This window comes from Rhizobium sp. OAE497 (assembly GCF_040546565.1).
GTDB lineage: Bacteria > Pseudomonadota > Alphaproteobacteria > Rhizobiales > Rhizobiaceae > Rhizobium.
On sequence record NZ_JBEPOA010000003.1, the window covers coordinates 298,461 to 310,469 of the forward strand.

Consider the following 12,009-nt stretch of genomic DNA (forward strand, 5'->3'; position numbering starts at 1 on the left):
TCATGACCAAGTACTTTTTTGGCGTCAGGCACGAAGGTTATCTCGTAGAAGATCGCGAGGGGAGCGATTTTCCGAGTCGATCCGAAGCGCGGGCAGAGGCTCTGGAAATCCTTCGAGACTTGATCGCCGACACGATTCAGTCCCGCTCGGAAAACTTTTCGACGGGCGTCGAACTTGTCGATGCAGATGGAACATGCGAGATCGTCTCAACCATCGAAGCAATACCTGCCCTGCTAAATTTGCTGGCGACGGGGGCTGATCGGCGCGCGAACACAGGCAACGCCCGGCCCCCTAATGGCGACGAGGAAGTGCGGAAGGCTGCAGCGATGCCTGCGCCCGCCGGCTGGAAAAGCGTGATTCTCAGAATGTATTAGTCTGCTCGAACATGACGTCGCTGAACGACTGCTCGTCGAACGAGATAGAGCATCGTACCCCCTCGGGTTCAAACACGTGGCGGAGTGTCCCGCGAAGCTGGCGCTCGACCAGGCGCGCGAGAAGCCCCGATCCCTCGCCGACCTTCTTTACCGTCACCGTGGGGCCATTCGTTTCCGTCCATGACAGATAGAGATGGCCGCCATCTCGCGACCACGAAATTTCAACCCTTCCCTCAGCGACGGACAGCGCCCCATGCTTCAGAGCGTTGGTCGCGAGTTCGTTGATCGCCAGACCGAGCGGGACCGCCCTCGCTCCGCTAATCTCCGTTACTGGGCCGTGGACAACGAACCGGCCGGCCGCCGTGGTTCTGTATGGCTCCAGCTCGATCTCAACCAGTTCCTGCAGATCGATCCGGGCCTCGTCGGTGATGCGTTCGTCGAGCAAGATGTTCGTGCGCGCGAGCGCCGCGATCCGGCTCACAAGCTGCTCCCCAGCTTCCCCCTTGACGGAAAGTCGGGCGAGGCCCTGGACCCCCATGTATGCGTTCTTGACACGGTGCCTGAGTTCGTCACGTGCAAGCTCGGCGTCCTCCAGCGCTTTTGAGAGCGCCTCGATCAGCCTGACGTTCTCGATCGCCGTTGCTGCCGCGCTCGCGAGCGCTTCGAGAACCGCGATCTCGCCGTCAGTCGGGCTATAGGGCGCCGCCCAGTACGCCCCAATCGCGCCGACCGGCTCCGCCACACCTACCGGAGCCATTGCGATGGCCCTGACGAACGTCCCCTGGTAGAGCTCGCTCGGTAGACGGGGTTCCATGGCAATATCTGGAATGACGAGCGTCCGTCGCTCAGCCATTGCCCAGCCGCTGACGCAAGCCGAGGCTGGGAATTTCTGCCCCTTCCAAAGAGAGCCAATCGCGTCTTCGTCGATGTAGTGGCACAGGTCGCCTTCCTTACGGATTACCGCGATGCCTTGGCACCCGATCATGCTGCGCGCGGTGGATCGGACGATCTGGACAATGTCCTTCGGATCTCTGACGCCAGCCAGCCGCGCAACGGAGTAAGTCAGTATCGCCAGTGGCGTAGTCCGGGAAGTTTCGGAGGACATTTGAGGCTCCCTTCGGGGCCATTGGCGCAACCATCACGTGAGAGTGCCTCACTGTCTTAAGGCAGGCGAAGTGCGTCCGCAACTAATTAAGACATAGCATCGCGGCCGCTTTTCCTCGGTAGGGGATGTCCTGGAAACGGCCAGTATGAAGGCCGGTTGGCTGCGGCGGCCAGTACGTATGAGGCGTCGGAGCAGTCGTTGGCTCGAGCAAACCGGGGATCAGTTCCGAGGTACTTTTGAGGACCGTCTCGCAAAGAGAAAGCCCACGCGAAGGCGGCGCGTGGGCTTTTATTTTCTCTGCCAATGAGTTGTGAGGGGAGCAGAGATTGAACGCGTGCGGTGGGTCACCATAGCGTCCGCGCTATTAACGATCAGAGCGGCGCCTTGTTCCATCAAAATTGAAAAATTAGATTTCGTCCTGTTTTGAAGAATACAGCTTCATATTTTAGCGGCTGGCCCTGTGGACTTAAAATCGCCATCGCAAGAAGTGCTGGTGCGCATGTGACAACCCCGATACCAAGGGCAAAGCGGTGTCTCTGTTTTTCTTTTCCCAAAAAAAGCGCTGGCGTTTCCACCAGCGCAGTTAGGTCATCCAGATTGAGAACTGCCGTCCGACTTAGCAAGAACTGGGGTCGCTTGCTCGAACAGGTAAACAAGTCGCCGGGCGGCACTTAAATAACCTATCTCGGCGCAATCGGTTCCCGCTCCCGAGGGTGATCAAGTCGTGCCCGCGTCGGCTCTCGTGACGCACGCTCATCTGGTGCTGCGAGACTCCGATCTTCTTGATCGCGCCGAATTTTACCGCCGCGATCAGTCTGCTGTCGGCGTTATCAGAACTCCTGCCAATCATCCTTCGCCAAAGCGGCGGCAGTGCCTGACCGGGCCGTCGCTATCACGCTGCGGAGACGCCGAACGGCAGTCCCGTTCGAGTCTTCGGGCTTGGATCGCACTGCGTGCGGCAAGGTAAAAGTGGAAACGAGGCTCTGGAGCCTTCCGCTTTCGCTGGCAAGTGTGGCGCTCGCGGCATTGGCTTCTTCGACCATCGCGGCATTCTTCTGCGTCACCTGATCCATCTCGTTCACGGCCGTGTTCACCTGCACAAGACCAACCGATTGCTCTTTTGCGGAAATCGCAATCGCGCCCATCAGCCTGTTGATGCTGGAGACATGATCCTGAATGGACGCGAGCGCTCCTCCCGTCTCCCTCACCAAGGAAACGCCATTCCCAACTTCGGCCTCGGACATTTGGATGAGCGCCTTGATCTCCTTTGCTGCTTGAGCAGATCGTTGGGCAAGCTCGCGAACTTCCTGGGCGACGACTGCGAAGCCCTTCCCAGCCTCGCCAGCGCGCGCAGCCTCGACGCCTGCGTTGAGGGCCAGCAGGTTGGTCTGGAAGGCGATCTCGTCAATGACGCCGATGATGCTGGAGATCTGCCGGGACGAGCCCTCGATCTTTTCGATGGCCTCAACGGCCCGAGCTACGACCTCAGCGCTATGGCCGGCACTTGTCTGCGCGTCCGAAGCGGCCTTGCGAGCCTCTTCCGTCCGACGCGACGCGTTTGACACATTGGTGGTGATCTCATCCAGAGCAGCGGCGGTCTCTTCCAACGAAGCTGCCTGCTGCTCGGTTCGCTTGGACAGGTCGTCCGCGCTGCGGCTGATCTCGTTGGAGCCGGAATCGATGGATGACGTAGCTTCCGACACCGACAGCATCGTGTTCGCAAGCTGATCGACAGCGGCGTTGAAATCTGCACGCAGCGTTTCGTAATCCGGAGCGAAAGGCTCGGCAAGCTTGTAGTCAAGCCGGCCGCTGGCGAGGCGCTTGAGGCCTTCAGCAAGACCTTTGGTGGCAGCAGACATTTCATCGGCACGACGGCGGTCGTCCTCCAGCTTGGCACGTCTTTCCGCCTCGCTGGCATGACGTGCCTTCGTGGCTTCTCCTTCGACTTCGATCGCTTGGAGGCCGTTGTCCTTGAAGACCTGCACGGCGCGCGCCATCACGCCAACCTCATCCTTACGGTCGGTTTCAGCGACATGAGCGGTCAGATCCGCCGACGCCAAGGTTCTCATCGTCGCGGCAAGTCCAGTAATCGGCCTGACCAGCCAGCGGCTAACGCCGAACAGGCCGGCGGCAAGGATCATCACAAGCGCAAGAAGGGTTCCGACGGCAGTTTGCCATTCGGTGGCCCACGCATCGGCGCTGAGACCGTCGGACAACTGGTCGGCGACATCGACGAGCTTCTGGGTCTTCTGCACGAACTCTTTTGAAAGCTCGGGAAAGAACGGCTGGCAAGATTTCAAAAATGCATCCTGGGAGGCGCCGATTTCTTCCAAAGAGGTCGATTTCGAGGCAGCTAGAACGGATGGAGCGCATGCCTCGTCAAGGACGCGAAGAGCCCGTATTTTAAGCGCCGGTATCTCGGCGTCGGACGGAAGGGCAGCGGCCGCGACATCCATCGACTTGACGAACGAAGACCGGGCGTCAGACAAAGCATTTGTCGCAGAGGCGCTGAGATCCTTGCTTCGAGACATGAGAAGATCGCCAATCGAGGCCCGCGCCGTCTGAAGCGCCCGGTTCGATCTCGCCATGTTGGTGGCGGCAAGACTTTCGCCCGACATGAGCGCGTTATACGAACCGTCGATTTCCATCATCTTGAAGCTTGTGTAGGCCGTCGAAGCGGCGACGAAGGCGCCGAAGATGCCCAGTAGCAGTAAGAATTTTCCCTTGATCGAAACGTTCCGCATAGTCACCCCTATCACACGGCGCTGAAGATGAGCCTAAATTAGGGGTGACTTTACTAACCGCGCATTAAGCACGATCAAGACTTGTCGATGGCAAATGTTGATAGTCAAAGGATCAAGAAGTGACCCCGCGAGTCGTAGCAGTGAACTGCGGGTTTTCAAGCTCCAAGGGCGTTTTTTCTGGAAGGCGACGCGCTCTTGCGCTATCCACTTCACACGGCGTGTGCTGCGTGCGCCACGGGCCATTTCCCGAAATTGACGGAGACTACGATCAACCTTCCACAAGGGAGCGCTGACCTATGTCGTCGCCTATTCCTGCGGGCCGTATTCGGTCCACCTTTCGCCACTTCCTCGACAACGAGGCCTCCGGCGGTCTTGTCTTGATGGCTGTGGCACTTGCCGCCATCGTCACGGCCAACTCTCCGCTCGCTGAGGACTACTTCCACGCCCTACACGTCTACATCGGCCCGCTCAGCCTGCTGCATTGGATCAACGACGCGCTAATGGCGCTGTTCTTCCTACTCGTTGGACTGGAGATCAAGCGCGAGATGCTGGACGGCCAGCTCTCGTCCTGGAGCAGACGAATCCTGCCCGGCGCGGCCGCGCTCGGCGGCATGATCTTCCCGGCCTTGCTCTATGTCGGCTTCAACTGGGAGAACCCGGCCGCGCTGCGCGGCTGGGCGATCCCGACCGCGACCGACATCGCCTTTGCTCTGGGCGTGCTCTCGCTCTTCGGCCCGCGCGTGCCGGCGTCGCTTAAGATCTTCCTTGCCGCGCTCGCCATCATCGACGACCTCGGCGCGGTGGTGGTGATCGCCCTCTTCTACACATCTGACCTCAACCTCCTGGCACTCGCGGGCGCGGCCGCGGTTCTGACAACCCTGTACGGCCTGAACAGATCGAAGGTCGTCACGCTGTGGCCGTACATCGCGCTTGGCGCAGTGCTGTGGCTTCTTGTGTTCCTCTCCGGTATTCATGCGACGCTTGCGGGCGTGCTGCTCGCGCTCACCATCCCGCTGAAGGTGACGCCCGGCACGCCGGAGGCGACCCATCAGGAGTCTCCGCTCCACCATCTCGAGCACCTGCTACACAGGCCAGTCGCTTTCCTCGTGGTGCCGATCTTCGGGTTTGCGAACGCCGGCGTCTCCTTCGACGGAGCCTCGCTCAGCATCTTCTCCGAGCCGCTGACAATGGGTGTCGCCTCGGGCCTTTTGCTTGGCAAGCTTGTCGGCGTGCTCGGCACGGTCGCCCTCCTAGTCAAGCTTGGTCTCGCTGATCTCCCAGCCAAGGCGAGCTGGGGGCAGATGACAGGCGTGGCGGCTCTTTGCGGGATCGGCTTCACCATGAGCCTCTTCATCGGCCTGCTGGCCTTCGATGACCCGCAGATCCAGGATCATGTGAAGATGGGCATCTTGCTCGGTTCGGTGGCGTCCGGCGTGATCGGAGCGATCGTTCTCGGCTTGTTCAAGAGGCGCGCCTAATTGAGCTGAATGCCCGCTTGAATGGGGATATCCGGATCCAGGCCGGATCTTTTTAATCGAGGTCGTATCGTCGCACGTGTTTCAAAAGAAGTTCGAGACGCCTATATCATATCCATGAGATTGAAAGATTACCAAGTCGCGCTCGCGCTTGTGGGCGCAGTGTCCCTGATAGGCGTTCTGATGGCGAGCGTCTTACTATTGGGGCACTCGGTTGCACCCCCGCCCGTCTGACGACCTACAGGTTTAGCGGCCGTCGGTGCTTCGGCAGTCGCCCAACCATGTGTCGAGGCCTCCCATTCGATCTCATCAAGGTTCTGTCGGCATTCCCTCTCGACGGAACTGTCTTCGTTGCGACGATACGTCGACACGCAATCCTTTGCCGGGAACCTTTGCGACCAACCATATCTCGAGGACCTAGAGGGTACCCACTGCGTGACCCGATGGAGGCTCGGTTCGAACCTGTGAAGACTCGTTGATCGTAATGGGAACCCAAAAGAACCCTAGGCGACGAATCAAGTGTTATGCTAGGATATAACCGGCGGACCATGATTTCGTTATCATATTACTTTACGCAAGCGAGGGGCGCCGGTGTATGTTCCTTGGATATCCGCAACGTACACCGGCCGTTCGCCCGTATTTTGTATGATCCTTATTATGGACATTACCCTTGATGATGTTCTTATAACCTTCCATCTTCAAGCAATGCGCAACATTGACGATAATCTTCGCCGCGCGAATAAGTCCTCTCCATACAGAGCTTTTTGAGGCCGTCTCGGGAGCGCCTCTCAGCGGTGCAGCTTGACCCAGACTACAACGGGATGGTGGACATGTCTCGGCTAACGGTGTCCGCTGCGCGTCAAACGGCTGCAGGACGCCGTCGACGATCACCCCTCGATCTCGTAGACGGCCGCGTTGTCCTGCACGACTCGCAGTCCCTTGTAGGACGCGTGCCTGAGCTTGCCGTCGTAGGTCCAGGCGCGGTATTCGACCTCGGCTATAAGGGTGGGCTGCGCCCAGACGACATTTTTTCGACGTCCGTCGTAGGTGATCAGCGGCTTCTTCATGGCCAGCTTGTCGAGCATATCGCGCAGTTCCACGGCGTCCTTGTATTTGAATCCCGTACCGACCGAACCGACGTATTGAAGGACGCCGCCCTTGCGCGCGGCCAGCAGGAGGCTTCCGACGCCTCCGCGGGCAACCGCCGACTTCTCATAGCCGACGACGAAGAAACTCTCGGACTGGATGCATTTCACCTTGATCCAGTCGCCCGTCCGGCCGGAACGATACGGGCTGTCCGGGTCCTTGAAGATGACGCCTTCAAGCCCGTGTTCGCAGGCCGCGTTGAAGATCGAGACGGCGTCGCCGTCGATCTGCTCGGAAAACCGTATCGCCCCTTCCCGGCCGTCGAGCAGCTCCTCCAACAGATGCCGCCTGCTCGACAGTTCCATCTTCTGGAGGTCATGCCCGTCGAGGTAGAGCAGGTCGAAGGCGTAGAAGACGGAATTGCCCGAGGGCAGCTTGCCACCCCTGCCGCCCAGCGAACGCTGCAATGCGCCGAAGTCAGATCGTCCCTGTTCGTCCAGGACAACGGCTTCGCCGTCGAGGATAGCACTCGCGACGCCGAGATCGCGTGCCGCGTCGGCGATGCCGGGGAAGCGCTCCGTCCAGTCATGGCCTCCCCTTGTGAGGAAGCGGACGCCGCCGGGCTCAACGTGGATCGCGCCTCGATAGCCGTCGAACTTGACCTCGGCGATGTAGCGAGAGTCGCTGGGAGGCCTGGCCTTCAGGAGCGCCAAGGCAGGTTCGATGCGGTCGGGCATCTGGTCCAGAAGCAGGTTCGGCTGCGCCGGGTCGCGACGCTTGCGCGCCCGGCTCCTGAGGCTCTGTTCATCGGATAGCAGGGGCTGGGATCGCTTATTCATGTCTCAAACTTCGTTAGGAAAAGCTGATGACGAATTGTCTATGGCTCACGGGATGCTACGATGGAGGCGTGACGTCCTTTCCCGGATGTGACGCTCTCCGACTGCCCCGCCCCGGCGGGGCTTTTTTTGCCTATCCCGTACTGCGCATCTCGGCCATGTCGTCGGGTAGCACGGTCATTCCAGCCGTGCGCGCAGCATCCACGAACGCCTCGCGAGCCGTTTCGGCGTCGACGTAGAGCTCCATCGCGTCGAGAGAAGTCGCTAGTGCCCGATGGAATGCGGGATCGGTCTTCGCCGACTGGGGCCATCCGCGCAGAAGCAGTGCGGCCAGGTCGTCGACAGAGAACGCCTGCCGATACCTGCCGACTCCGTCAATTTCAACATGAAGCGGACGTACTGGAACTTTCAGATCGGGTGTGTGTTCATCACGCAATACCTCTCGATGTCACAACGAATCACATGGGAGCTGATTCGTCGGCGTCGAGTCGATTTCTGCGAATGGCACTGAACGAGATAAATCGGAGACAACCTCTACAAGGTGCCAGGTTGCTTATGCCTACGCAGGCAAGTCCTATGGCCGGCCGGAACAAGAGTATGAGCGCGTCCTCGGGACGAGTGCTCCCGAGCTCCGTCTCGCGGCAGGATGATGACGGCCGCACATCAAGCGCTGGCCGCCGACTGAAGCCCGGTCATCCGCTGCAGCTCCTCTGTTATCACGCCTATATCGTAAGGCTTGCCGTAGAAGGCGCACCCGGCCGGGAGCTCGTCTCCCTGGGGCCGTCGCATGCCCGAAACAACGACGATCTCAATGGCTGGCCACCGTTCGCGGGTGATGGCCGCCAACCTGAGGCCGTTCATGCTTCCGGGCATGTCGATGTCGGTCATGAGGATTTGGATGTTCGGGTGAGCTTCGAGAAGCAGAAGTGCCTCGTCGGCACTGGCTGCTTCAAGCGTATCGAATCCGACGTCCTGCGCCATGTCGACCGCAAGCATCCGCACAAGAGGTTCGTCTTCGACGATCAGAATTAGGTTACGCATTCCGCCTCACACCCACCGCAGCCCCATGAACTTCTCCGGTCTGCTGTGGTTCCCGCAGGTCGAAACTTATTTCGAAGCATAGGCCTTCGGGACGGAATTGAAACTTGCTGACGGCGTTTGCTTTCGACGGAAAGGCGCGCTCGATGAGGACGCTGCCGAAGCCCTTCCTGGTGGGCGCGGCAACGGGCGGACCGCCCTCCTCACGCCAACAGAGGTCGATGCGGCCATCCATCTCGGTCCAGTCGATGGCGACCGACCCGCCTTCGACGTGAAGGCTCCCGTACTTCGTCGCGTTCGTCGCCAGTTCATGAAGCACGAGGGACAGCGGCAGGGCGAGATCGGACGATAGCGGAACATCCGGCCCCGATACCGAAATCCGACGTGCCTCAGACAGATGCGCACGAAGCGCGGCGGCGACAACATCGTTCATGGAGGAAGCGGCGCCCTCCCTCGACAAGAGGAGATCATACGTGCCCGCCAGTGCCGCAAGACGTTCCGAGAAGGATTGATATCGCTCCGGGTCGGCTCGACCGAAGGTCTGCCGCGCGATGGCCTGGACGAGTGCGAATCCATTCTTGACCCGATGGGCAAGCTCCCGAGCGAGAAGCGTCCTCTCCTGGACGGACGATTCGTTCTGAACTCTCCTGCAATCCAGCTCGTCGAGAAGGCCGTCCAGGGTCGCTCCAACCGCGTGCAATTCGTCGGTAGGCTTCATTCGCGTGCGGGCGGCGCCCTCGCCCGACTTCCATCGTTCCATGACGTCGGCGATGCGCGATATTGGGTTAAGCAGGAAGCGATTGCCGATGATGAGGGCGAGGATCAGGGAAACGGCTGCGCCGGCCGCAATACCGAGCGTGTTGGCGATCGTCGCCCTGTTGATCGGCGCGAAGGCATCAGCAACGGAAACACCGGCACTGACGTAAATCGGACTGCCCGGCACCGAGATCGGCCGGTAACCAAGCAGCCGCTCGGTTCCGTCCTGACTTTTCACCTCGATGACGCCCGGCCGGTCGGCATGGATTAGATTCTGGTACTCGTCGGGGATGACCGTACCGACAAATTGCTCCGGGAGCGGTACTCGGGCCAAGATTGTCCCGTGTCCATCCGCGAGCGTGACCGCGTTTCCAGGCGCCACGCCACGTTCTGTGATCCGGTTCTGCAGCCAGTCGAGCCTTATGCCGCTGACAACGACTGCCGTGACGGCGTCGCCCTCGACGAGAGGCATTGCCATCGGAAGGACTGCCGCGCCGGTGATGCGGCTCTTCGTGTATTTTCCAACGACGAAGTTCTTCGCCTCGACGGCCTTTCTGAAGTACTCGCGATCGCCGAACGCGGCACTTGAAGGAATCCCTACGCTTCCGCAGACCGGACTGCCGTCGGGGCGGAGAACGAAAATCGTACCTATGTTCGGGACGTTCTCCGCAAGCGACTTCAGGGCGTCATTGCAGTTCGGACCGTCCAGATGCCGGACGGACGGCATCGAGGTCACAGCCACCATCATGGAGCGGACGCCTTCCACGATACGCTCGACTTCGGACGACGCCTGCCGGGCTGCCTGTGAAGCCTGCGCCGTGACCTCAGACATTCGTGCCTGACGCGTCGCGACTTCGTTGTAGGCGAGTATCGCGATGACGGGCGCAAGCGCTGCCACGGCAACCGCTACAAGCTTCAGTCTCATGCCGCCCTCCTCAGAGCCCGCAACAGTCTTATAAAGCACGACCTCGCGGCGGAGAAAAGCAGCGAAAAAGGGCGCTTCTCGACATCATGTCAGAGCGCCCTGCATCGGGTTGTCCGTCTGGGGAGACCAACGCCCGGCAGCGACAGAGAAGATCGATTCGATCCCCGGATGCAAGCCTGTCGCGCCGCAGCAACGCATGACACCTAGGCCCGTGGCCCAAACGAACCAACACCCGGACGAACGAAGAGCCAAGGACTTTGCCGCGGCCGGTTTTTCGCCGTGGAAGAGCAGCCGTTCATGACGCGCGCATAATACTCCAGATCTCCGTTCGAAACACGCGTACAGCCATCTGTATGGGGTCGAAATCGAATGAAGATGACATCGCGAGCGACCTCGAGCGAAGCATGCGCGCCGTGTACGATTGCGGACAAAGCCTTGAATGAGGTATCAGGAGCGTGTCCATCTTCCCTTTCGGATGATCCGGTCCAGATAAGCCTCGTACTCAGCGCCGTGGATCAATCTGGAGGATAGTTACCGCATGTCGGACTTGTTTCAGGAGCTGGCGGAGAACGCCCCGGTAATGATCTGGCGGTCAGCTACGGACGCGCAATGCGACTACTTCAACAAGCCGTGGCTCGCGTTTACCGGCCGGTTCATGGAGCAGGAGCTGGGAATGGGATGGCTTGAGGGTGTTCACACCGAGGATATCGATCGCTGTCTCGACACCTATTCGACCGCTTTTGAGAAGCGCATTCCGTTCGTCATGGAGTATCGCCTGCGGCGCCATGACGGCGCCTTCCGCTGGATCCTTGATAACGGTAAGCCCTTCGAGCGCGACGGCGCGTTCGCAGGCTACTTCGGCTCGTGCGTCGACATCCACGACCAGAAGGATCTGCAAGCCGGTCGCCAGCTAATGATTGCAGAGCTGAACCACCGGGTCCGTAACAACATCGCGGTCATGCAGGCCATGCTCAACCACACCGCCCGCCGTGCTACCACGAAGGCCGAACTTCAGGATCTCCTCAGCAAGCGGGTACGTGGGCTGGGCCTTATACACGGCCTTCTGTCGGAAACCGGATGGCAGCAAATCTCGCTGCTTCGACTGCTGGACCGGATTATCGAAGCGAGCAACCTGCCCTCCCGTTTCGCGGTGACGGGCACGGATGTCGCGATCGAAGCGGGCGATGCGGAAGCCATTGCGACTGCGCTGCAGGAGCTTGTCTTCAACGCCCAGGAGCATGGCGCGCTCAGCAATGAGGGAGGCCAGGTCTGGATCGATTTGATGACGCAGTCGCGTCATGTTCTGCTTGTCTGGCGTGAGACAGGTGGGCCAAGGGTTGAACATTCCGGCCGGGTCGGGTTCGGCTCGCGCCTCGTCAGCGCTTACGTTCGCGCTAACCAGCCGTTCGAGTTCCTGCCCCAAGGACTGCGCTGCTCGCTTCACCTGCCGATTGCGACCTGAAAGGTCATTTCAGCAATTCTATCAGGACGTCGTAGTCGAAGGGCTTCTGCAGCACCGGAACTTCCTCCGGAAGGTCGAGTCCGTCCGTGTAACGGTCATGACGCAGATCGGCAGGGCCGGATGTTTCGCTCGCAATATCCGCACCAGATCGCCACCTTGCATATTTCCTCGCAGGCAGAGGTCGATGACCGCCGCCGAAAAGGATGGT

The 12,009-nt window shown here is 60.1% G+C and carries 9 protein-coding genes; 3 read left to right on the top strand and 6 right to left on the bottom strand.

Going from position 1 to position 12,009, the window contains the following annotated elements:
- The first annotated feature begins 2 nt into the window (after positions 1 to 2).
- Complete coding sequence (locus tag ABIE40_RS27945) at positions 3 to 374, top strand: DUF6894 family protein (RefSeq protein WP_199628632.1); 372 nt, start codon at positions 3 to 5, stop codon at positions 372 to 374.
- On the opposite strand, the gene ABIE40_RS27950 is transcribed toward ABIE40_RS27945, so the two are convergent.
- Positions 361 to 1,479, bottom strand: a complete 1,119-nt coding sequence (locus ABIE40_RS27950) for an HWE histidine kinase domain-containing protein (RefSeq protein WP_112717488.1) — start codon at positions 1,477 to 1,479, stop codon at positions 361 to 363. The two genes, ABIE40_RS27945 and ABIE40_RS27950, sit on opposite strands and share 14 nt — an antisense overlap.
- A gap of 830 nt (positions 1,480 to 2,309) precedes the next feature.
- A complete protein-coding gene (locus ABIE40_RS27955) occupies positions 2,310 to 4,223 on the bottom strand; it encodes a methyl-accepting chemotaxis protein (RefSeq protein WP_199628631.1) in 1,914 nt (637 codons plus the stop codon).
- Between the two features lie 296 nt (positions 4,224 to 4,519).
- On the opposite strand from ABIE40_RS27955, the gene nhaA reads away from it, so the two are divergent.
- Positions 4,520 to 5,701 (top strand): Na+/H+ antiporter NhaA, encoded by a 1,182-nt coding sequence (gene nhaA, locus ABIE40_RS27960; protein WP_112717484.1) that lies wholly within the window; start codon positions 4,520 to 4,522, stop codon positions 5,699 to 5,701.
- 884 nt (positions 5,702 to 6,585) lie between these two features.
- Here nhaA and ligD read toward each other — a convergent pair.
- From ligD to ABIE40_RS27980, 4 genes are all read right to left on the bottom strand, one after another.
- A complete protein-coding gene (gene ligD, locus ABIE40_RS27965) occupies positions 6,586 to 7,623 on the bottom strand; it encodes a non-homologous end-joining DNA ligase (RefSeq protein WP_199628630.1) in 1,038 nt (345 codons plus the stop codon).
- 130 nt (positions 7,624 to 7,753) lie between these two features.
- Positions 7,754 to 8,056 (bottom strand): DUF982 domain-containing protein, encoded by a 303-nt coding sequence (locus ABIE40_RS27970; RefSeq protein WP_354541197.1) that lies wholly within the window; start codon positions 8,054 to 8,056, stop codon positions 7,754 to 7,756.
- Positions 8,057 to 8,283: 227 nt separating this feature from the next.
- The gene (locus ABIE40_RS27975; RefSeq protein ID WP_199628629.1) at positions 8,284 to 8,661 is read right to left on the bottom strand and encodes a response regulator; all 378 of its coding nucleotides are present in this window, start codon (positions 8,659 to 8,661) and stop codon (positions 8,284 to 8,286) included.
- Positions 8,654 to 10,339: a sensor histidine kinase gene (locus tag ABIE40_RS27980; RefSeq protein ID WP_199628628.1), complete on the bottom strand. Its 1,686-nt coding sequence runs from the start codon at positions 10,337 to 10,339 to the stop codon at positions 8,654 to 8,656. Before ABIE40_RS27980 ends, ABIE40_RS27975 begins: the two co-directional genes overlap by 8 nt.
- Positions 10,340 to 10,877: 538 nt before the next feature.
- Here ABIE40_RS27980 and ABIE40_RS27985 point away from each other — a divergent pair.
- A complete protein-coding gene (locus ABIE40_RS27985; RefSeq protein WP_199628627.1) occupies positions 10,878 to 11,801 on the top strand; it encodes a sensor histidine kinase in 924 nt (307 codons plus the stop codon).
- Positions 11,802 to 12,009 lie beyond the last annotated feature (208 nt).

Bases quoted from the DNA above. Each gene is read 5' to 3' on its own strand.
- ligD (WP_199628630.1), bottom strand. From the start codon at position 7,623: ATGAATAAGCGATCCCAGCCCCTGCTATCCGATGAACAGAGCCTCAGG.
- nhaA (WP_112717484.1), top strand. From the start codon at position 4,520: ATGTCGTCGCCTATTCCTGCGGGCCGTATTCGGTCCACCTTTCGCCAC.
- ABIE40_RS27955 (WP_199628631.1), bottom strand. From the start codon at position 4,223: ATGCGGAACGTTTCGATCAAGGGAAAATTCTTACTGCTACTGGGCATC.
- ABIE40_RS27980 (WP_199628628.1), bottom strand. From the start codon at position 10,339: ATGAGACTGAAGCTTGTAGCGGTTGCCGTGGCAGCGCTTGCGCCCGTC.
- ABIE40_RS27975 (WP_199628629.1), bottom strand. From the start codon at position 8,661: ATGCGTAACCTAATTCTGATCGTCGAAGACGAACCTCTTGTGCGGATG.
- ABIE40_RS27945 (WP_199628632.1), top strand. From the start codon at position 3: ATGACCAAGTACTTTTTTGGCGTCAGGCACGAAGGTTATCTCGTAGAA.
- ABIE40_RS27950 (WP_112717488.1), bottom strand. From the start codon at position 1,479: ATGTCCTCCGAAACTTCCCGGACTACGCCACTGGCGATACTGACTTAC.
- ABIE40_RS27985 (WP_199628627.1), top strand. From the start codon at position 10,878: ATGTCGGACTTGTTTCAGGAGCTGGCGGAGAACGCCCCGGTAATGATC.